This is a genomic window from Pseudomonas sp. X10, assembly GCF_054889225.1.
On sequence record NZ_CM142677.1, the window covers coordinates 2,622,381 to 2,641,607 of the forward strand.

Below are 19,227 nucleotides of genomic sequence, written 5' to 3' on the forward strand. Positions count from 1 at the left end.
GATGACCGAACCCGTACAATTCCCCCTGGCCGCCGTGGTCGGCGCAGAACCACTCAAGCTGGCCCTGTGCCTGACCGCCATCGACCCCAGGATCGGCGGCGTGCTGATCGAAGGCCCGCGTGGCATGGCCAAGAGCACCCTGGCCCGGGGGCTGGCTGATCTGCTAGGCGAAGGGCCATTTGTCACGCTGCCGCTGGGAGCCACGGAAGAGCGCCTGGTAGGCACGCTCGACCTGGACGCCGCACTGGGCCAGGGCAAGGCGCAGTTTTCGCCAGGCGTGCTGGCCCAGGCCGATGGTGGCGTGCTCTATGTCGACGAGGTAAACCTGTTGCCCGATCATCTGGTCGATCTGCTGCTCGATGTCGCGGCCAGTGGCACTAACCGTATCGAGCGCGATGGCATTTCCCACCGGCACAGTGCGCGCTTCGTGCTGATCGGCACCATGAACCCGGAAGAGGGCGAGCTGCGCCCGCAGTTGCTCGACCGTTTTGGCTTGAATGTCGCCCTTGAGGGGCAGCCTGCGCCTGAGGCGCGGCAACAGATCATCCGCCGGCGCCTGGCATTCGATAGCGACCCGCAAGCCTTCTGTGTGCACTGGGCCGAGGCCCAGGCGGAGCTACGCGAGCGCTGCCAGGCGGCGCGTGAGCGGCTGCAGCAGATTCCCTTGGATGACCAGGCCCTGGCGTGGATCACCGAGCGTTGTTTTGTCGCCGGCGTGGATGGCCTGCGGGCCGATCTGGTCTGGCTGCGCGCCGCCCGGGCCCATGCTGCCTGGCGCGGTGGGGCGGCAATAGAGGAGGAAGACCTGGATGCGGTGGCTGAGTTCGCCTTGCGCCATCGGCGGCGTGAGTCGCCAGCGGCGGCGACTTCACCGGCGCCCCCGCAAGGAGGCAGCGATCACGCCAGTGACCAGGCCGGGCAGGGTGACTGGGGCGCGCTGCCGCCCCAGGCTGTTGCCAGCGGTGCCCGCCGCGAGGTCCCAAACTGGGCAAAAAAGCCCTGAGCATCCGTCAGCAAGGCGCCTTGGCGGCGGATGCCCGACCCCGTGTCGGTCACATGACAGGCGGCCCTCGAGGCCGCCCGCGGACAGCCGCGACCGGGCGGGTAGCCTGGCTGCCGAGCCTGCTCAAGGGCAAGCCACGGCAGCGCCAGGACCTGTGCTGGCAGCAGCGTCGGGCCCAGGCACCGGAGCTGTGGCTGGTGATCGTCGACGCTTCAGCCTCGACCCGCCGCTACCAGGCCCTGAGCCGGGCCAAGGGGCTGCTGGCCGAGTTCTTCGATCAGGCCTACCGCCAACGCGCCCGTTTGGCCCTGCTCACCGCCAGCGGCCGCACACCATGTTGGCAGCGCCACGGGCTGAAGGCCTCCGCCGCCCTGCAGCCCTGGCTCCAGACCCTGGGTGCTGGTGGCGGCACCCCCTTGCTTGCGGCCCTGGAAGAGGCCCGGCACTGGTTGCTGGCGCGGCGCAAGCGCTACCCCCAGGAAGTCCAGCGCTGCCTGTTGCTGACGGACGGACGCCTGCAACGCTGGCCCGAATTGACACCCCTGCCTTGCACGAGCCTGCTGGTGGACATGGAGAGCGCGCCGGTGCGTCTAGGCCGGGCGCGGCAATTGGCCGAACAGCTGCAGGCCGATTACCGGCATATCGATCAATTCAAGGTTTTGGGTTGAAGCGAAGAAGGGAAAGTACGAAGTGCGACAATAGGCCGCAATAAGAAAGTTGCCGCCCGGGCGATCGGGAAAGTTTCAAAAGTGCGCGCGAGGCGCGCACTTTGAACTTGGCAATGCAGATGACTTACTTGGGCATCGACCAAGGCTGCAGGTTGTAACCTTTTTCGCAGAGTTCGGCGCGCACTTCCTCGATGAAGCTGGCCCACTGGGCCGGGTCGGAGTAGGTGCTGGACGATACCTGCTTGCTGCCGATGCGTGTGCTGGTCCGGTCGATCACTGCCAGGCTCAACTCTCCAGTACCGTTGGGTAGATCCCAGGCAACGCACTGGAAAGGTTCAAAGGCGTGGTCGGCGATCAGCAGTGCTTCGTTGACACGGAGCGGGGCATTCATGGTTCGGTCTCTCTATGGTCCCAAACAGCGAAAAAGTCCGCGGCGCCTGATAGGAAAGAAATGCATCGCGGGGTTATTCGTACTGATGCTCCAAGTAGTGGGTGAAGTCACACAGTTCCTGAAATTTTTTTGAAAATAATCAAAAAGGGCATTCAACCATCGTCGCCTGTGCCGTCGATCGCTTTTGAAAACACCCCCCGGCTCGCTGTCCGCAGGGCAATTGACAGACAAACGGTAGTGGGCCTTGTTTAGTTCGTTGCTACTGTTAAATCGGGCTCGCCAAGTTACTGTTTCTATTTGAAAAACAAATAATTGGCGCCAAGGAAAGGTCATGCTTGAACCTGCACCTCACCGCCGTCTGCTGATCGTCGACCCCTGCGACGACTGCCATCGTCTACTGCCCGGCCTACGCAGCGCCGGCTGGGACGTGAGCAGTTGTACCTTGGGCGCGGCGCTTGAATATCCCTGCGATGTCGGACTCCTGCGCCTGCAGGCATCGCACCTGCGGCACCCGGATGCGGTCAAGGACCTGATCAGTCGCAGCAATACCGAGTGGATCGCCGTGCTCAGCGCCGAAGAACTGCGTACACAGAACGTGGGGGATTTCGTTTGCGAATGGTTTTTCGACTTCCACACCCTGCCGTTCGATGTGTCGCGGGTCCAGGTCACCCTGGGCCGGGCCTTTGGCATGGCGCGCTTGCGTGGCAAGGGCAACGTCCATGTGGACCAGCCGGAACACGAACTGCTGGGTGACAGCAGGCCGATCCGCGATCTGCGCAAGTTGCTCAGTAAATTGGCGCCTACTGAATCACCGGTACTGATCCGCGGCGAGAGCGGCACGGGCAAGGAGCTGGTGGCGCGGACGCTGCACCGCCAGTCGCAACGCCAGGACAAGCCTTTCATCGCCATCAACTGCGGGGCCATCCCTGAACATCTGATCCAGTCGGAGCTGTTCGGCCACGAGAAGGGCGCCTTCACCGGGGCGCACCAGCGCAAGATCGGGCGCATCGAGGCTGCCAACGGTGGCACGCTGTTCCTCGACGAGATCGGTGACCTGCCCCTGGAACTGCAGGCCAACTTGTTGCGCTTTCTTCAGGAAAAGCATATCGAGCGGGTCGGCGGCAGCCAGCCGATACCGGTGGATGTGCGGGTGCTGGCGGCGACCCATGTGGATTTGGAAAAGGCCATCGACAGTGGGCGCTTCCGCGAAGACCTGTACTACCGGCTCAATGTGCTGCAGGTGGTGACGGCGCCGTTGCGCGACCGCCACGGCGATCTGTCGATGCTGGCCAATCACTTCTCCCATTTCTACAGCCTGGAGACTGGTCGGCGGCCGCGCTCGTTCAGTGACAACGCCTTAGCCGCGATGGGGCGGCACGATTGGCCAGGTAATGTCCGTGAACTGGCCAACCGCGTGCGGCGGGGGCTGGTGCTGGCCGAGGGGCGTCAGATCGAGGCCCAGGACCTCGGCCTGCAGGTGCAGGACGAGGAAGCAGCGCCCATGGGCACCCTGGAAGACTACAAGCACCGCGCCGAGCGCCAGGCGCTGTGCGATGTGCTCAACCGCCACAGCGACAACCTGAGCATTGCCGCCAAGGTTCTGGGCGTATCGCGGCCGACGTTCTACCGGCTGCTGCACAAGCATCAGATCCGTTGAGCCCGCATTAGGCCTGCCTGCCCCTGACGTTGAGGCAGTGCAAGGACCTGCAGGGGCGGGCTTGCCCGCGATAGCGATTATCCAGACAGCGATGTCGTCTTGCCGACCAGCCAGGTGAAGCGGGTTTCATCCGCCTCAGCTGGAATGCTTGGCCTTGGGGTGCGCGTCCAGCGAATTACCTTTCCCCGGCGCCTCGGTCACCACGCTGAAGTCGATCACTTCCACCGATCCGCTCCCATAGCCCAGCAGGTGGAAGGAGAAGGCCTTGCGCTCTTTCGGGTTGTCGAAGCCGAACTCCACTTCCAGCGGTTCGTCAGCCGTCACGACCATTCCTGGCGGCAGGTCCAGAGGAACGTCTTTTTCGAACTCCTTGGCCTTGAGTTGGATGTACGCATCCTGCTGCAGGTCGATGGGGCGTACCTTCAGGCGCACGCGGGTGTGCGAGCCCTCGGGCATCTCAAGGTATTGCGCTCCGATCAGGTTATCGACCCAGTCATTCCTGACGCTCGGGTGAAGCGCGATGATGGCGGTGCTGCCGAACTGGTAATGCTGGTTCAGCGGCGTGCGGAGCAAGGAGTGGTCCAGGGCCGTGGCTCTTGCCGTGACGAGCCGGGCCTCCTTGCTGTCGGCCCGGCCGGTGAAGGTCGCGCGTTCGGTGATGAATCCCTCACTGGCGTACACCTGGCAACGTTCCTGGAAGTCGCATTCAGTGAAGGTGCCCCGGCCATCGTGATAGCGCAGCTTGCCATTGGTGAACGATATGATTTCACGGCCGGTTTGATAGTCGCGCAGCAGCGAGCGGCCGCTCAAGGATGAGGGTACCGGGAAGGCGAAATAGTCGAGTATCGAAGCGCTCAGGTCGACATGGCCGTACACGCCGGACTTCAGGTGAGGCAACTGCTGCTGTTCCGGGGCGAGCATCAGGTTGAAACCCCAGGACGAGGCCAGGCGCACGCCATCGAGACCGTGGGATTCGTCCGAGGTGATGACCACCAGGGTGTCTTTAAGGACTCCCTGGCGCTCCAGGCCGTCGAGGAATTGGCCGAGCGCATCGTCCAGGTAGGCGACAGCGGCCTGCTTGGTGCTGCCGTAGCGCTTGAGGTAGTCCTCGGGGGCCGAATAGGGTTGGTGGGTGCCTACGGTGAGCAGGGTCAGCATCCAGGGCTTGTCCTGCTTGTCGATCTGCCCGACATACTTCAGGGCGCCTTCGAAGAAGGCCTTGTCATCCTTGCCCCAGGGGAATTCCAGGTAGTTGTCGTTGGTGAACCATTCCAGGCCGTGGGTGGCGTCAAAGCCAATGTGCGGCATGATCATGTCCTTGGCCATGAAACGCAGGCCGGCACCCTGGAGGAAGTGCGTGGCAAAACCGTGCTGGCGCAACTGGGCCGGCAGGCAGTCCTGGTTGCGGTCTTGCTGGGTCAGCATCTCGACACCTTTGGGGGTGCCGTTGGCGAGCTTGTCGTAATCGCCACAGAGCATGGCGTACAGGCCCCGGATGGTCTGGTGGGTATGCAGCACATAGTCCGGGGTATTCATGCCGCGCTCTGCCCAGCGGCTGAGATTGGGCATGAGGTCTTCGTGGTAGCTGCTGTGCAGGGCTTCGCGATTGGCCCGGACATAGGCACCGGGAATACCTTCGAGTGTGATGATCAACAGGTTGCGTGCCTGCCCGGGGGCAGCGAGCAGGGGCTGGCCATTGAGGTCCGACTGGGTCAGGCCGGCCATCTCCGGGGCCGCTTCCACCACATCGCCTTCCCACCAGGTCTGCGCCTGCCGTTGCATGTCGCCGACACCTGCCGACAGCAACTGGTGCGGCAGGTTGAACAGGCGCCACTGGTCTGCATCGGTTGGCACAAGCTGCTGCGCGCCCCAGTGAACGGTCAACAGCAGTGCAGGGGCCGCCCATGCTGCGCGCGGCAATGCTTCGAGAGGCCGGGAGCGGTTGGCCCAGCGCGCGGCCAGCCAGGCCAGCAGCCCCAGTGCCAGGACACCGCCTACCCAAGGTTGGGCAAAACCGCCGCCGGTGGAGTTCTCCACGAATTGTGGGTCGAACAGGTAATGCAGGTCTGCGGTGTTCGGCAGTCTGCCGACTGCGCTGACCAGTTCGGCGGTGGCCACCATGAAGATGCCCCAGACCAACAGGACAGGCAGCGCGAGCCACCAGGGACGGCGGTGCAGGAGCAGCACCAGCAGGCTGCCGATCCCGAGGTCCGACAGGTAGCCGAGTGGGTTCGACCAGCCCAGCGCTGCGCGCAGGCACAGGGGCAGTACCAGTACCAGGCAGGCCAGGGTCACGAGACGTGCACGGGGTTGTTGAAACCAGCCAAGGATGACCTTCACAAAAAAATCCCTTATTGCCATCAAAACATCACAGAAATGTGATCCATGATATCAGGCGTCGGGCAGGATGGCGGGCGTATTGCGGGGGCGCGGGGGTTCCGGGCCCGCGGCGCGCGCGGGCGGCAGGGGGTAGAGGCTCTTGTCCGGTCCCGCAAAGACAAGGCCCCCGCGATGCGGGGGCCTGATCTGGAGGAGCCAGGCTCGCTTAGAAGTAGTAGGGGAATTTCAGACTGAAGGTGAAATCAGGCGCATCGTCGGTCAGGCCGATCGAGAGGTTCGGGACGATGGTCAGATTATCGGTGGCCGCCAGGGTCATGCCGACGTTGAAGTAGGCGGCGTTGGCGTCGCTGCTCTTGACGTCGGCCCATCTGTTGTCGGTTTCCGCCGACTTGATCCGCGAACGCCGGGCGATCAGGTCGGAGATCGAGAACGACATGCTCATCTTCTCGTTCAGGGCGAAGGCGATACCGGCGCCGATCTGGAAACTGTCGCCGATCTTCACTTTGCCCGGGACCTTTTGGTTGATGGTCGAGCTGACGTCGCTGAACGAGTCCTCGAAGGTATGGGTGTAGGAGAGGCTGCCGAACAGTACCGCCGGATCGAAGGTCTTGACCAGCGAGATGCCCGGGGTGATCGACCAGACACCATTGCCGGTGGGCAGGTCTTCGGGATAGCTGAGGCTGTCGTTCTCCGTGTCGCGCAGCAGCTTGATGCCGAATGGGTCCTTGCCGGTGGGCGCCTTGACCCGCAGGCTGACCACTGCATCCGGCATGTTCTCCGACTCGTCGAGGAACTTGTAGGCCACGCCGAAGTTGACGTCGCCCAGGGTCGGGTCGCGGGTGATGGTGCGTTCGGAGACGCCCTGGGCGTTGCCTCCGACGCCACCGGACTGGTAGGTCGATTCGCGGTAGACGATCGGCACGTTGACGTCGAACTGCCAGCGTTGGTCCAGGTTGTAGCGGGCGGTCAAGTCCAAGGTCCAGTTGTCGGCCTTGATCCGGTCCAGGTTGATGTTGCCGAGGAAGATTGAGTCCAGCGCCAGGAATCCGTTGAGGATCAACTGGCGGGTGTCGTAGCGGGCATAGGTGATGCCGGTCTCGACGCTGAATTTGCCGCCGCCGAAGAAGCCGCTGGCCTCGTCATACAGGTTGGAAACACTCTGTGCCGGTTCTGAATCGTCCCTGAGCGATTCACCGTAGGAAGAACCACTGGTTGCGCCCTCGCCGGAGGCGGCGATGGCCTGGTTGTTGCGCGGCTGCGAAGCCGGTGAGCGGGTCAGGCGCTGGGGGGGAGGGGTTGCGGGTTGTTCCTCGACTTGCCGTACCCGCTGTTCCAGCACCATCAAGGCTTGTTGCTGCGCTTCATAGCGTTGCTTGAGCGCCTGTAGCTCCTGTTTCAGGGCTTCGACCTGCGGGTCGGCGGCCGCGTACAGCACCGTCGACGGAACCAGGGCGCTCAAGCACACGAATGTCTTTAGAGACAAGGATCGTTGCATGGGGTAGCCGTCCCTTCCACTGCGATGTTTGAGACGAAGCGTAGATCAATATCCTGAAATACGTAGGCCCTTGAGTTGATCAAGATTGCAGTTCAGTGCACCGGCGGTGGGCAGGTTGTCGCGCAACACCACATTGAGCTGCGTCAGGTTGTTGACGGCATTACGTCCGCCCAGCAGCGTGGTGGCTTGGACCAGGCCGCCATTGGCTAGGCGTTGCATCGACGCGCCCTGGTTGTTGTTGGCCTGGATGGCCATCTGGATCCCCTTGCCGTTGTTCGTGACGCTCAGGGTGCCGGCGTTGTTGGTGTTGGTCAGCGTGGTACCGGCGGCCAGTACTTGGCCTTGCGGCACTTGCGCCTGGGGTGCTTTGCTGGCTTCGCTGACATTGATATCGACGTTGTTGTAGGCGCTGTTGTTGTCGCCGGCGGCGCGCACCGACTGGCTCACGCCCTGGGTGTTGACCAGGCCGGCACCGCCGTTGACCAGGCCATTGCCGCGTCCGGGCGCAGCACCTGCGCCATTCTCCCCGGTCATCGACACGTAGAATTGGGGTTTGAAGCTGTTCTGCTGGACCTGCAGGGTGGCCGTGGCGCCGATGCGGTCGCCGGCGGCGTTTTGCCAGGTGCTGCTCATGACCACGCCGAAACTGATGATCCGTCCCGGCATCACGTAACGCCCGCGCAGCTCGGCCAGTTCCTGGTCCTTGATCTCGACGGGCTTGAACAACTGCGCTTGAGCGGGAAGGCTGGTCGCCAGGCATGCGGCGACTAGCCAGGTGGTTGTTTTCATCGCTGCTCCCCGGAGCTTCCTGCTCCTTGTAGTCATTAGAAGAAATCGCTTTGGATGAACCCGAACTCCATCAACTGTGCGTCATCGACCGGGTAGAAACCGTTGACGCGGTTCCTGGCGGTCAGGGGGGCTGGCGGGTCGAGCAAGGCATTGGCCTTGTCGTAGCCGGGGCCGATGACGGCGAAGATGATGCCGTTCCAGCCGTTGACGAAATCGTCGAATTTGTAGCGTTTGTGGCCCAGCACCGGGTCACCGATGTAGACCCAGCCGTTGTCGATGCGCTGTAGCACGACAAAGTGCTTGTAGCCACGGATGTCCATCAACACCACCACCGGGATGGAGACCCGGTGCAGGCTTTCGGCATCGACCCGGTAACCGCGGGCGCGCATGCCAATGCTTTCCACGTAGCGCTTCATGTCGAGCATGGAGAAGCCCTGGACCTTGACGATGTCATGGTCGGAGTTGGCCAGCATGCCTTCGATGACCTGGGCCTCATCCACATCCAGCCAGTAGGCCTGCTTGAGGATGGTCGCCAGGGCGGCGGCGCCGCAGCTGAAATCGGTTCTCTGTTGCACCAGGTCGGCGAAACGCCGTTCGCGCAGACTTTGCACGGGCTTGTAGACGAGTGTGCCGCCAGGCAATGCCGCAATCGGCATCTGGGCGGCTTCGATAACGCCGGCGAGGAACATGAGTGCGGCTAACAGAGCAACGCGCATGACCTTCTCCACCCTGTCTGAACAGGGAAAGGGGCCCCGAAGGGCCCCGATCGACAGGGTTTACATGCAGGCTTTGCAACCTGCGGCGATGGACAGCGAGTTGCTTTGCTGGTTGCCCGAGCCCGCCGAGACGTTGGCGCCGACGTTGCCCGACACGCCGTTGAGCGAGTTGGTCAGCGAGGCGTTGTTGGTCACAGGGTTTTTCCAGCCGCTCGGAGTCAGCACTTGATAGGAGGCTACCCCAGCCAGACCGAAGGAACCCTCTTCGTGGAACTTGAGCGGGTCTTTTTCGATTTTTGGCTTGCCTTTGTTGTCACGGGTTTCGTGTTCGACATAGCCCGTACCGTTGCCTTGGTATTGGCCATAGGCAGCAAAGGAGGAGTACAGGGTTTCCTTGCTGTAGGTACGGTCGGCTTTGTTATCCACGGTCAGGCCGCCAACGTTCTGGTTGGCTGAAGCGCTAGCGGTGGCAATACGGCCGCCGGACACGGCGATGGCCAGGTTGTTTTTCTGTTGGTTGAAGTCGCCAGCGGTGACGTTGATGCCAATGTTGCCCGAGCTGCCGTTGGCGGAGTTGTTGAGCGCGGCGTTGTTCTGTGTCGAGTAGTTCTTGACGTTGTTGCCCATGTTGTTCTGGGTGGCGCTGGAGATAGCGATCGCGCTGCCGAAGATGAAGTGCTCGTCGGCGGTTGCGATGGCGGCGACGTTGTCCTGCTGGTTGCCGTCACCGGCGGCCACGTTCGCACCCAGGTTGCCTTGGGAACCGTTGGCCGAGGAGTCCATCCATGCGTTGTTCTCGGTAGCTTCGTTCAGGACCCGGTTGCCAGCATTGTTTTGGGTGTCGATCACGGTGGCGGCGGCGCCAGCGTTGACCAGCAGGGCCAGCAGTGGGCTTGGGTCGTTGTTTTGATGGCCGCCATGGTGCCCGCCCTTGCCAGGTCCGCCAGCTTGTGCAGCAACCGCCATGACCGCAGCGAGGGCGAATACCAGAGGCTTGAGTGCCATTTTTGGTTTCATGGTGTTTCTCCGCATTTTTTGAGTTGTTAAGTGTTGTGTTGCCAATCGGGTCAGTCCGCAACCCGCACGCTCAGGGTGTTGGCCATTCGGTTGCCCACCCCGGCGCTCTGATTCAACTGGATCACGCCACGGCTGCCGGTGAAGGCCTGGTCACTGGTCGTGACCTGGCGGCTGCCGGGAGTGTGATCAGTTGCGTCGGAGCCGTTTGCCAGCGCCACGTTCTGCTGGCTGAGAATGCTGTCGTCGATGCTTTGCGGGATGGCACTGATGCCGACCCGCACGGCGTTGGCCTGTTGTGTCGCGGCGCCAGCCGACTGGTTGATACCCAGAATGCCGCTGCCGTTGCTGAAGGAGGTGCCGTGGATACCGGCGCTGGCATCGATGGCCCGGCTGGCCGGGCTATCGATCCTCTGCTGTATGTGGGTAGTGGCGCGGGCTTCGGTGCCAATGGCGATGGCCCGGCTGTTGTTCTGCTGCTGACCGTCGCCGGCAGCCTGGTTGATCGACAGGTTGCCCTGGTAGTTGCGTGCGCTGGCATCCAGAGTGGCGGTGTCGACCACCGGGGAGCCCGCCAAGGCGGTACCGCAGCACAGGGTCAGGCAGAGCAATGAAATCTTCATGTCATTGGCCCCGGGTGAGGATCTGCAGCGGCGCCAGGCCGCGCTGGACGTTCTGATTGACCGTGTTGGATATGTTGTTGCCGCTGGCGGCGCCAGGGCCCGAACCACCGGCCATGCCGGGTAGTTGCGTTTGGGCGGTGCCCAGGCCGCGAATGTTGCCCGAGGCGTCTGGCATGATCACCCGGTTGACCGTCGAGCCGCTGGCGACATTGGCGAAGTCGCCGTCGCTCAGCTCATTGGTCTGGGCCATGACGCGTTCTGATGGATTGGTGTTGACCGTGGTCGGGTAGGGGTCGGGGGTACCGGTCTTGCGGGCGGCTTGGCGGGCCTGGACATCACGGGTCAGGACCACGACACCATTGCCCTGGGCATAGACCGGAATGGGCAGGGTTGCGACGCTGAGGCAACCCATGATCAATAGCGCTGGCAGAGTGTTCTTGAGATTCCCCACGGCAATGCTCCCTTTCCTGTGCGCTGGCCCTTCAGCGTTGCGAGGAGGAGAGCAGGAGCCGTGCCTGTTTTGCTTTTTATCGGTAAATCAAAGCGTTGCGGATATTACCTGGAAATAGCGGCCTATCGTTGTATCAGCGCTGATACAACTGCGCGCTCTGATGCTCGTCAAGGCGCCAAGAATCGTGCCTGGGGGGAGGCGAAGAGGTCTGTATCACGCTTGAAACACTTGCCCCATTGATGCGCGAATAGCCCCAAGACCGGGGGCTGTGGAGCCCCACTGTGTTTCAGTGGCTTAACATTGCGTGGCACAGTCCGCTGCCTGATCGCCGAGCAGCCGCGCCACGGCGGCCAGGGCCTGGGCGCGTCGTTGCGGCCAACTGCCCTCGATGACCTGGACCGCTTGCCGGTGCTGTTGCAGCCAACCCAGGCTGTCGTCGAAAAAAGCCTGGCGTTCGCCCAGCAGCGGTTGGCAACGCTGGCCGTCGCCCACCCAGTCCACCCCTTGCGGGCTGAGCAGCAGGTGCAGGTTGTAGTGCCTGTCCAGCAATGCCTGCTCGATCCATGCGGGGCAGTCACCGAACAGCACGCGGCTCCAGAGAATATTACTGAGCAGGTGGGTGTCGAGGATCAGCAGCCGGGGCGCATGCTGCCGGGCCCGATCCTCCCAGGCCAACTGGCCCCGGGCGATTGTGGGAATATCGGCGTAGCATGTGTCGCGCTGCTCCTGGTCAATAAAATGACGCACATATTCACCCACCACCTCGCCGCCGAAATGCGCCTGGATTTCGCCGCTGAGCCAGCTCTTGCCGCTGGACTCCGGACCGCACAGCACCAGGACCTTCATGCGCTCACCAATGCCGGGTCACGTCGCCACTCCAGCCAGCCGCGCACCGCGATCACCGTGAACAAGGCGTAGAGGGCGGCGGTCAGGTACATCGCCTTGTACAGGAACAGCCCGACAAACAAGACGTCCAGCACCACCCACAGGGGCCAGCACTGCAGGCGCTTTTGCGCCATCCATAGCTGCGCCACCAGGCTGAAGCCGGTCAGGGCGGCATCCAGCCAGGGCTGGGCGGCATCGGTCCAGGTTGCCATGGCCGAGCCCAGGGCCAGGCTCAGCAACAAGCCGGCGCCCAGGCCGGCCAATAAGGGCGTGGTCCCCAGGCGAGTGACCCGCCGCGCATCCTCGACCCGGTCCGGCCGTGTCCACTGCCACCAGCCATAGAGTTGCAGGGCGGCATAGACCACTTGCAGGAGCATGTCCGAGTACAGGCGCACCTCAAAGAAGACCCAACTGTAGAGCAGCACCATCACCAGCCCGATCGGCCAGCACCAGGGGTTCTGCTTGACCGTGAGCCACACGGCGATGACGCCGAGTACGGCGGCGAAGAGTTCGAGGCCGGACATCGGCGATCCTTGGCACTGAAGGGAAGGGCGCGATGCTACAAGCTTCAGGCTTGCAGCTTCAAGCAGAAGCTAGGCGCGCGGGGCCGTCGGGCTGGAGTCGCTCGGGGCTGTGCACGCAACCGATAGGCATTGATGGGAGAGTCCGACGCTTAGACCACGCTCGCAACAACACTCTCACAGTCTTCATTTATGTTGAGACAGCCTGGGGCCTTTGCCGGGCTGCTCTGATAGGATTTCGCCCTCGCAAGATGAAACCTTTAGGCGGCCTGAACTTTTCAGCTGGCTTTGCGACCAAGTGTCGCTGTAAAACAGCCGGGCCGTTTTGGGCACCAGCATGCAAATCAAAGAATAAGGAACCTGCAGAGAGCAGCGTTTCATGGGGGAGTGATGGATTTTTGGAGCGCCTTACAGGCAGTCATACTGGGTATCGTCGAGGGCTTGACTGAGTTCTTGCCGATATCCAGTACCGGTCACCAGATCATTGTGGCCGACCTGATCAACTTCGGTGGTGAGCGGGCCATGGCCTTCAACATCATCATCCAATTGGGCGCAATCCTCGCGGTAGTCTGGGAGTTTCGCGGCAAGATCTTCGAGGTGACATTGGGGCTGCCACGCGAACGCACCGCGCAGCGCTTCACGTCTAATCTGCTGATCGCCTTCATGCCGGCGGTGGTGCTGGGGGTGCTGTTCGCTGACCTGATCCACGAATACCTGTTCAATCCAATCACCGTGGCGGCGGCCCTGGTGGTTGGCGGTGTGATCATGCTCTGGGCCGAACGCCGCGAACACCGCATCGAGGTGGACCACGTCGACGAGATGCGCTGGAGCCATGCTTTGAAGATCGGCTTCGTGCAATGCCTGGCGATGATTCCGGGGACTTCGCGCTCCGGCTCGACCATCATTGGCGGCTTGTTGTTCGGTCTGTCGCGCAAGGCTGCCACCGAGTTTTCCTTTTTCCTGGCCATGCCGACCATGGTTGGCGCGGCGGTCTACTCGGGCTACAAGTATCGGGATCTGTTCGAGCCCAGTGACTTTCCAGTGTTCGCCATTGGTTTCGTGGTGTCGTTCATCTTCGCCATGATCGCAGTGCGTGGCCTGCTCAAGTTCATCGCTAATCACAGCTATGCCGTGTTTGCCTGGTACCGCATCGCCTTTGGCCTGTTGATCCTGGCCACCTGGCTGTTCGGCTGGGTCGACTGGGCCACGGCGCAAGGTTGAGCATGTCCCGCAACCCATCGACCATGCGCCGTGCCGCTAGCAATGAGGCGCTGGTGCGCCATCCCCGCCGCAAACTGCTGGCCTTCGCGGGGCTGTGCCTGTTGCCGGTGGCCGGCTCGATGCAGATGGCGCTGGGTGGGCACGCCTGGCTGCCATTGTTGGCGTATCCGCTGGTCAGCCTACTGAGCTTCCTGCTGTATCGGCAGGACAAGCGCCAGGCCCGTGCCCAGGCCAGACGGACGCCGGAGAAGATATTGCACGCCAGCGAACTCTGCGGTGGCTGGCCCGGAGCTTTGTTGGCCCAGCAGTTGTTCCGACACAAGACGCGCAAAGCGTCCTACCAGTTGACCTTCTGGGGGATAGTCGCTGTGCACCAGCTGTTCTGGACCGACTACCTGCTGTTTGACGGGCATTGGCTGGGCATGCTGCCGGAGTTCTTGCTCAGATAAGCAACGCCGGCTGCAAGCGCTTGGGCAGGCGCCGCACCACCAGTTGGTGCGAGCGTCGCAGCAGGTCGCTCAACTCTTCACGGCCCATGGGGTAGGGCGGCACCATGCTGATCCAGTGAGCCCGGGCCAGGTAGGGTGCAGGACGAATTCCGGGGCGGTCGGCGTAGCCCAGGAACAGCTCGCTGTCGACCTTGAACGACAGGCCAGCACCGGCCAGGTCGAGCACGGCGAACATCTTGTTGCCTGCCACCGAGAACACTCGCACGCCACCCCATTTGTAGTCTTCCCGAGCACCGGGCAGGCTCAGGCACAGCTCCACCACCTGCTCGGGGCTCATCCTTTTTTCAGACATAACGGTCTCCACAAGCCTCGAACGAGGCGACCAGATGATCGATCCAGACCCGCACGGCAGGCAATACACCGCGCCGGTGGGTGTACACCGCTTGCAGGTAGCCGCCTGGCAACGACCATTGCGGCAGCAAGCGCACCAGTTCACCGCGCTCCAGCTCCTGCTCGCAGTGCATGATCGGCAGCGCAGTGAAGCCTAGCCCGGCGAGGGCGGCGGTCTTGCGCACCACGAAATCATCGATGGCCAGGCGCGGCTCCACCACCAACTCGTGCTGTCCTCCCTTGGGGCCGTGCAGGCGCAAGTGCATCAGGCGGTCCTCCTCGACGGCGCCCAGCGCCGGCAGTCCGGCGAGTTGCGCAGGGTCCTCCAGATGGTCAGCGAAGCCTGGTGCCGCCACCAGTTGCATCTGCGCCTGGCGCAGGCGACGGGTGACCAGAGCAGGGTCTTCGTCGCCGAGTTCGCGCACCCGCAGGGCCACGTCGATGCCTTCGCCGACCAGGTCGACCCTGCGGTTGAGCAGGACCATGTCCAGGTGCACCTGCGGGTATTGCGTGAGAAAGCGCGTGATCACCTCGGGCAGGAAGGCGTTGGCCAGGGCCACCGGGCAGGACACCCGCAAGCGCCCGCGAGGCTCGCTGGTCATGCTGGCCACCGCTTCGTCAGCCATCTCCGCTTCCAGCAGCATGGCCTGGCAGTGACGCAGGTAGCGTTCTCCCACAGCGGTGAGCTTCAGTTGCCGGGTGGTGCGTTGCAGCAGGCGTGTGCCCAGACGTTCCTCCAACTCGGCAATGCGCCGTGACAGGCGCGACTTGGGAACGCCCAGCAAGCGGCCGGCCGCTGCGAAGCCACCGGCCTCGACTACCCGGGCGAAGTAGAACAGGTCGTTGAGATCTTGCATTTGAATATCCATTGTCCTATCTGTGGGACAAAGTAATGCATTTTTGCTGACTTATCAGCTATTCGCTGGGTCTGTAGGATTCTCTCCATCGTGATCGCCCAAGCCGCGGTCTTCATTCACAGGAGAGACCCCATGAAACTGTTGCATATCGATTCGAGCATCCTGGGCGACAATTCCGCCTCCCGCCAGCTGAGCCGCAGCGTTGTCGAGGCCTGGAAGGCCGCCGATCCGAGCATTGAAGTGACCTACCGTGACCTGGCTGCCGATGCCATCAGCCATTTCTCCGCCGCGACCTTGGTCGCCGCTGGCACCCCGGAAGAAATGCGCGATGCCGCCCAGGCTTTTGAGGCGCGCCTGAGCAGCGAGACCCTGGAAGAGTTCCTGGCCGCCGATGCCGTGGTCATTGGCGCGCCGATGTACAACTTCGCCGTGCCGACCCAGCTCAAGGCCTGGATCGACCGCGTCGCCATCGCTGGCAAGACCTTCCGCTACAGCGAAGCCGGCCCTGAAGGCCTGTGCGGTGACAAGAAGGTGGTCTTGGTATCCACTGCCGGTGGTTTGCATGCGGACCAGCCGACTGCTGCTGGCCATGAGGATTTCCTCAAGGTCTTCCTCGGTTTCATCGGCATCACCGACCTGGAGATCGTCCGTGCCCATGGCCTGGCTTATAGCCCGGAACATCGCAGCCAAGCCATCGACGCTGCCCAGGCGCGGATCGACAACGAGCTGTTCGCCGCCGCCTGAACCTGAGGTTCGACAAGCCGGCTGTCGCCTCGGGTGGCAGCCGGCTTTTTTCGTTCAGTAGCTGCGTGCACGGCGGGCCAACAGCAGAGTCAGGCCGACACCGATCAGGGCGAGCAGGGCCGCGGCGCAGAAGATCGAGGCATAGCCCAGGTGCGCGGCCAGCGCGCCCATCACCGGGCCGGCGATGGCCAGGGCCAGGTCGAAGAACACCGCATAAGCACCAAGCCCCGCCCCGCGACTGCTGCTGGGCACCTGCTTGATCGCTTCCACCCCCAGTGCCGGATACACCAGCGACAGCCCGAACCCGGTCAGGCCGGCACCCAGCAGCGCCCAGGGCGGCGAAGGTGCCAGCCAGAGCAGGGCAAGGCCCAGAACCTCGGTACTCATGCACGCGATAGCCACCGAGTAGCCGCCGAAGCGGTTGACCGCGTTGACGAACAGCAGCCGGGAAAGGATGAAGCACAGCCCGAAGGCGCTCAGGCACCAGGCCGCGCCAATCCAGCCGCGCTCGAGGTAATAGAGGGTGACGAATGTGGTCAAGGTGCCATAGCCGATCGATGCCAGGGTCAGGCCCAGGCCACAAGGAGCGACCCGGGCGAAGGCGGCCCAGAACGGCAGGCGTTCGCCCCGCACCACCGTCACGTCAGGGCGCTTGCGCAGCACCAGGAGGGCGAGCAGTGCAAGGACCAGCAACGCCGGGCCGAGTACGCTGAAGTCCAGCCCATCCACCATCAGCACACCGACGGGCGCGCCAATGGCGATGGCGCCATAGGAGGCGATGCCGTTCCAGGAGATCACCCGTGCCGTGTGCTCGGCCCCGACCTGGCCGATGCCCCAGCTCAAGGTGGCGACACCGATCAGGCCCTGGGCGATGCCCAGCAGCAAGCGGCCGCCGAGCAGCAGTGCCAGGCTGAGCAGCGGCAAATTGAGGGTCCAGGCTGAAAACAGGGTCAGCACACCACATCCGGCGATGCCATAAAGGCCATAGCGGATCGCCCGCTTGCCGCCAAGGCTGTCCGCCACGCGTCCGGCGAAGGGCCGGCTGAGCAGGGTGGCGAGGTACTGCAGGCCGATGGTCACACCTGCGACGACCGCGCCAAAACCCAGTTGATCGTGCACGTAGCCGGGCAGCACCGCGATCGGCAGGCCGATGCAGAGGAAGGCGATGAAGGTATAGAAAACGATCGACAAGATCTGCAGGGTGATCGAAAAGGTACTGACGGGGGCGGGTTGTTGCGCGGTCATGGGGCTCGTTCGCGGGCAGGCGGTTGGGCGTGGGGCCATGATGGCTGCTGCGCGAAAGAAAAGAAAGCAGGCTAACGAATTATTCGTCCGGGGACGGGGTAGATGCTTGCCCGCGTCGTCCGCAAAATACGCCGAAAACGCAGGGCAGGCAGGACCTGCCCCGCGTCCGATGCTTAGATCAACACACCCTGGCTGCGCAGGTAGTCGTCATAGGTTCCGCTGAAGTCCACCACACCATCAGCGCTCAGCTCGATGATGCGGGTGGCCAGGGACGACACGAACTCGCGGTCGTGGCTGACGAAAAGCAGTGTGCCTGGATAGTTCTCCAGAGCCAGGTTCAGTGCTTCGATCGATTCCATGTCCAGGTGGTTGGTCGGTTCGTCCATCACCAGCACGTTGGGCTTCTGCAGGATCAGCTTGCCAAACAGCATGCGGCCTTGCTCACCACCGGAGATCACCTTGACCGACTTCTGGATCTCATCGTTGGAGAACAGCATGCGCCCGAGGGTGCCGCGGATCAGTTGCTCGCCCTGGGTCCACTGGCCCATCCAGTCGAACAGGCTCAGGTCCTCCTCGAAGTCATGGGCATGGTCCTGGGCGTAGTAGCCAACCTCGGCGCTGTCGGTCCATTTCACCGCGCCGCTGTCTGGGGTCATCTCACCGACCAGGGTACGCAGCAGGGTGGTCTTGCCGATCCCGTTGGGGCCGATGACCGCCACGCGTTCGCCGGCTTCGATGGTAAAGCTGAAGTCCTTGAACAGGACCTTGTCATCGAACGCCTTGGACACCTTCTCCAGGGTCACCGCCTGGCGGTGCAGCTTCTTGTTCTGCTCGAAGCGAATGAACGGGCTGACCCGGCTCGACGGCTTGACCTCGGCCAGCTGGATCTTGTCGATCTGCTTGGCACGTGACGTGGCCTGCTTGGCCTTCGAGGCATTGGCCGAGAAGCGGCTGACGAAAGTCTGCAGCTCAGCGATCTGCGCCTTCTTCTTGGCGTTATCGGCCAGCAACTGCTCACGGGACTGGGTGGCCGCAGTCATGTACTCGTCGTAGTTGCCCGGGAACAGGCGCAGCTCGCCATAGTCCAGGTCGGCCATGTGGGTGCAGACACTGTTGAGGAAGTGACGGTCGTGGGAAATGATGATCATGGTGCTGTTGCGCGCCGTGAGCACGTTTTCCAGCCAGCGGATGGTGTTGATGTCCAGGTGGTTGGTCGGCTCGTCGAGCAGCAGCACGTCCGGGTCGGAGAACAACGCCTGGGCCAGCAGCACCCGCAGCTTCCAGCCCGGGGCGACTTCGCTCATCGGACCGAAGTGTTGCTCCAGCGGAATACCCAGGCCCAGCAGCAACTCACCGGCGCGGGACTCGGCGGTGTAGCCGTCCATCTCGGCGAACTCGGTTTCCAGCTCGGCGACGGCCATGCCGTCTTCTTCGGTCATCTCTGGCAGCGAGTAGATGCGGTCACGCTCGGCCTTGACCTTCCACAGCTGCTCATGGCCCATGATCACCGTATCGATCACGGTGAATTCCTCATAGGCGAACTGGTCCTGGCGCAGCTTGCCCAGGCGGGTGTTCGGCTCGAGCATCACCTGGCCGGCAGACGGCTCCAGGTCGCCGCCGAGGATCTTCATGAAGGTCGACTTGCCGCAGCCGTTGGCGCCGATCAGGCCATAGCGGTTGCCGTTGTTGAACTTGACCGAGACGTTCTCGAACAGCGGCTTGGCGCCGAATTGCATGGTGATGTTAGCGGTAGAAATCAAGTGCTTGT

General features: G+C 62.9%; 20 protein-coding genes. 6 read left to right on the top strand and 14 right to left on the bottom strand.

Going from position 1 to position 19,227, the window contains the following annotated elements; all coding sequences use genetic code 11:
• Position 1: 1 nt before the first annotated feature.
• Together ACYU03_RS12000 and ACYU03_RS12005 are read left to right on the top strand one after the other, a co-directional pair.
• The gene (locus ACYU03_RS12000) at positions 2-1,003 is read left to right on the top strand and encodes an ATP-binding protein (RefSeq protein WP_461890985.1); all 1,002 of its coding nucleotides are present in this window, start codon (positions 2-4) and stop codon (positions 1,001-1,003) included.
• Between the two features lie 53 nt (positions 1,004-1,056).
• Positions 1,057-1,671, top strand: a complete 615-nt coding sequence (locus ACYU03_RS12005) for a vWA domain-containing protein (protein WP_461890987.1) — start codon at positions 1,057-1,059, stop codon at positions 1,669-1,671.
• A 124-nt stretch (positions 1,672-1,795) separates the two neighbouring features.
• On the opposite strand, the gene ACYU03_RS12010 is transcribed toward ACYU03_RS12005, so the two are convergent.
• Positions 1,796-2,062 carry a hypothetical protein gene (locus ACYU03_RS12010; protein ID WP_461890989.1) on the bottom strand — a complete coding sequence of 89 codons (267 nt, stop codon included), beginning with the start codon at positions 2,060-2,062 and terminating at the stop codon, positions 1,796-1,798.
• Positions 2,063-2,393: 331 nt separating this feature from the next.
• On the opposite strand from ACYU03_RS12010, the gene ACYU03_RS12015 reads away from it, so the two are divergent.
• Positions 2,394-3,719, top strand: coding sequence for a sigma-54 dependent transcriptional regulator (locus ACYU03_RS12015; RefSeq protein WP_461890990.1), 1,326 nt, complete (start codon positions 2,394-2,396; stop codon positions 3,717-3,719).
• Positions 3,720-3,854: 135 nt separating this feature from the next.
• Here the strand turns inward: ACYU03_RS12015 and ACYU03_RS12020 are convergent, their stop codons facing one another.
• From ACYU03_RS12020 to pnuC, 9 genes are all read right to left on the bottom strand, one after another.
• Positions 3,855-6,080, bottom strand: coding sequence for an LTA synthase family protein (locus ACYU03_RS12020; protein ID WP_461890992.1), 2,226 nt, complete (start codon positions 6,078-6,080; stop codon positions 3,855-3,857).
• Positions 6,081-6,264: 184 nt separating this feature from the next.
• Positions 6,265-7,554 carry a hypothetical protein gene (locus ACYU03_RS12025; protein ID WP_461890994.1) on the bottom strand — a complete coding sequence of 430 codons (1,290 nt, stop codon included), beginning with the start codon at positions 7,552-7,554 and terminating at the stop codon, positions 6,265-6,267.
• 45 nt (positions 7,555-7,599) lie between these two features.
• Positions 7,600-8,343 carry a hypothetical protein gene (locus ACYU03_RS12030; RefSeq protein ID WP_461890996.1) on the bottom strand — a complete coding sequence of 248 codons (744 nt, stop codon included), beginning with the start codon at positions 8,341-8,343 and terminating at the stop codon, positions 7,600-7,602.
• 35 nt (positions 8,344-8,378) lie between these two features.
• Positions 8,379-9,059 (bottom strand): C39 family peptidase, encoded by a 681-nt coding sequence (locus ACYU03_RS12035; protein ID WP_461890998.1) that lies wholly within the window; start codon positions 9,057-9,059, stop codon positions 8,379-8,381.
• A gap of 60 nt (positions 9,060-9,119) precedes the next feature.
• Positions 9,120-10,076, bottom strand: coding sequence for a heme utilization protein (locus tag ACYU03_RS12040; protein ID WP_461890999.1), 957 nt, complete (start codon positions 10,074-10,076; stop codon positions 9,120-9,122).
• A 50-nt stretch (positions 10,077-10,126) separates the two neighbouring features.
• Entirely contained in the window at positions 10,127-10,696 is a 570-nt protein-coding gene (locus tag ACYU03_RS12045; protein ID WP_461891001.1) for an adhesin, read from the bottom strand.
• Between the two features lies 1 nt (position 10,697).
• Positions 10,698-11,108 (bottom strand): hypothetical protein, encoded by a 411-nt coding sequence (locus tag ACYU03_RS12050; protein ID WP_461891448.1) that lies wholly within the window; start codon positions 11,106-11,108, stop codon positions 10,698-10,700.
• 333 nt (positions 11,109-11,441) lie between these two features.
• Positions 11,442-11,993, bottom strand: a complete 552-nt coding sequence (locus tag ACYU03_RS12055; protein WP_461891003.1) for an AAA family ATPase — start codon at positions 11,991-11,993, stop codon at positions 11,442-11,444.
• Positions 11,990-12,556, bottom strand: a complete 567-nt coding sequence (gene pnuC / locus ACYU03_RS12060; RefSeq protein WP_461891005.1) for a nicotinamide riboside transporter PnuC — start codon at positions 12,554-12,556, stop codon at positions 11,990-11,992. The genes ACYU03_RS12055 and pnuC overlap by 4 nt, the downstream gene beginning before the upstream one ends.
• A 387-nt stretch (positions 12,557-12,943) precedes the next feature.
• Here pnuC and ACYU03_RS12065 point away from each other — a divergent pair, with 387 nt between their 5' ends.
• Positions 12,944-13,774: an undecaprenyl-diphosphate phosphatase gene (locus ACYU03_RS12065; protein WP_461891007.1), complete on the top strand. Its 831-nt coding sequence runs from the start codon at positions 12,944-12,946 to the stop codon at positions 13,772-13,774.
• A 2-nt stretch (positions 13,775-13,776) separates the two neighbouring features.
• Entirely contained in the window at positions 13,777-14,223 is a 447-nt protein-coding gene (locus ACYU03_RS12070) for a DUF1294 domain-containing protein (protein WP_461891009.1), read from the top strand.
• On the opposite strand, the gene ACYU03_RS12075 is transcribed toward ACYU03_RS12070, so the two are convergent.
• Entirely contained in the window at positions 14,216-14,575 is a 360-nt protein-coding gene (locus ACYU03_RS12075) for an MmcQ/YjbR family DNA-binding protein (protein ID WP_461891011.1), read from the bottom strand. The genes ACYU03_RS12070 and ACYU03_RS12075 overlap by 8 nt on opposite strands.
• Positions 14,568-15,470, bottom strand: a complete 903-nt coding sequence (locus ACYU03_RS12080; RefSeq protein ID WP_461891013.1) for a LysR substrate-binding domain-containing protein — start codon at positions 15,468-15,470, stop codon at positions 14,568-14,570. The genes ACYU03_RS12075 and ACYU03_RS12080 overlap by 8 nt, the downstream gene beginning before the upstream one ends.
• Before the next feature lie 132 nt (positions 15,471-15,602).
• On the opposite strand from ACYU03_RS12080, the gene ACYU03_RS12085 reads away from it, so the two are divergent.
• A complete protein-coding gene (locus tag ACYU03_RS12085) occupies positions 15,603-16,214 on the top strand; it encodes an FMN-dependent NADH-azoreductase (protein WP_461891015.1) in 612 nt (203 codons plus the stop codon).
• A 54-nt stretch (positions 16,215-16,268) separates the two neighbouring features.
• Here ACYU03_RS12085 and ACYU03_RS12090 read toward each other — a convergent pair whose 3' ends face one another.
• Both ACYU03_RS12090 and ACYU03_RS12095 read right to left on the bottom strand, forming a co-directional pair.
• Positions 16,269-17,630, bottom strand: coding sequence for an MFS transporter (locus tag ACYU03_RS12090; RefSeq protein WP_461891449.1), 1,362 nt, complete (start codon positions 17,628-17,630; stop codon positions 16,269-16,271).
• Positions 17,631-17,632: 2 nt separating this feature from the next.
• Complete coding sequence (locus tag ACYU03_RS12095) at positions 17,633-19,219, bottom strand: ABC-F family ATPase (protein WP_461891017.1); 1,587 nt, start codon at positions 19,217-19,219, stop codon at positions 17,633-17,635.
• Positions 19,220-19,227: the final 8 nt, after the last annotated feature.

What these genes read in the sequence shown, in the direction of transcription:
- ACYU03_RS12020 (WP_461890992.1), bottom strand. Translation starts at nt 6,080, where the DNA reads ATGGCAATAAGGGATTTTTTTGTGAAGGTCATCCTTGGCTGGTTTCAA.
- ACYU03_RS12065 (WP_461891007.1), top strand. Translation starts at nt 12,944, where the DNA reads ATGGATTTTTGGAGCGCCTTACAGGCAGTCATACTGGGTATCGTCGAG.
- ACYU03_RS12040 (WP_461890999.1), bottom strand. Translation starts at nt 10,076, where the DNA reads ATGAAACCAAAAATGGCACTCAAGCCTCTGGTATTCGCCCTCGCTGCG.
- ACYU03_RS12025 (WP_461890994.1), bottom strand. Translation starts at nt 7,554, where the DNA reads ATGCAACGATCCTTGTCTCTAAAGACATTCGTGTGCTTGAGCGCCCTG.
- ACYU03_RS12075 (WP_461891011.1), bottom strand. Translation starts at nt 14,575, where the DNA reads ATGTCTGAAAAAAGGATGAGCCCCGAGCAGGTGGTGGAGCTGTGCCTG.
- pnuC (WP_461891005.1), bottom strand. Translation starts at nt 12,556, where the DNA reads ATGTCCGGCCTCGAACTCTTCGCCGCCGTACTCGGCGTCATCGCCGTG.
- ACYU03_RS12045 (WP_461891001.1), bottom strand. Translation starts at nt 10,696, where the DNA reads ATGAAGATTTCATTGCTCTGCCTGACCCTGTGCTGCGGTACCGCCTTG.
- ACYU03_RS12035 (WP_461890998.1), bottom strand. Translation starts at nt 9,059, where the DNA reads ATGCGCGTTGCTCTGTTAGCCGCACTCATGTTCCTCGCCGGCGTTATC.
- ACYU03_RS12080 (WP_461891013.1), bottom strand. Translation starts at nt 15,470, where the DNA reads ATGCAAGATCTCAACGACCTGTTCTACTTCGCCCGGGTAGTCGAGGCC.
- ACYU03_RS12000 (WP_461890985.1), top strand. Translation starts at nt 2, where the DNA reads ATGACCGAACCCGTACAATTCCCCCTGGCCGCCGTGGTCGGCGCAGAA.
- ACYU03_RS12030 (WP_461890996.1), bottom strand. Translation starts at nt 8,343, where the DNA reads ATGAAAACAACCACCTGGCTAGTCGCCGCATGCCTGGCGACCAGCCTT.
- ACYU03_RS12055 (WP_461891003.1), bottom strand. Translation starts at nt 11,993, where the DNA reads ATGAAGGTCCTGGTGCTGTGCGGTCCGGAGTCCAGCGGCAAGAGCTGG.
- ACYU03_RS12015 (WP_461890990.1), top strand. Translation starts at nt 2,394, where the DNA reads ATGCTTGAACCTGCACCTCACCGCCGTCTGCTGATCGTCGACCCCTGC.
- ACYU03_RS12010 (WP_461890989.1), bottom strand. Translation starts at nt 2,062, where the DNA reads ATGAATGCCCCGCTCCGTGTCAACGAAGCACTGCTGATCGCCGACCAC.
- ACYU03_RS12070 (WP_461891009.1), top strand. Translation starts at nt 13,777, where the DNA reads ATGTCCCGCAACCCATCGACCATGCGCCGTGCCGCTAGCAATGAGGCG.
- ACYU03_RS12050 (WP_461891448.1), bottom strand. Translation starts at nt 11,108, where the DNA reads ATGGGTTGCCTCAGCGTCGCAACCCTGCCCATTCCGGTCTATGCCCAG.
- ACYU03_RS12005 (WP_461890987.1), top strand. Translation starts at nt 1,057, where the DNA reads ATGACAGGCGGCCCTCGAGGCCGCCCGCGGACAGCCGCGACCGGGCGG.
- ACYU03_RS12085 (WP_461891015.1), top strand. Translation starts at nt 15,603, where the DNA reads ATGAAACTGTTGCATATCGATTCGAGCATCCTGGGCGACAATTCCGCC.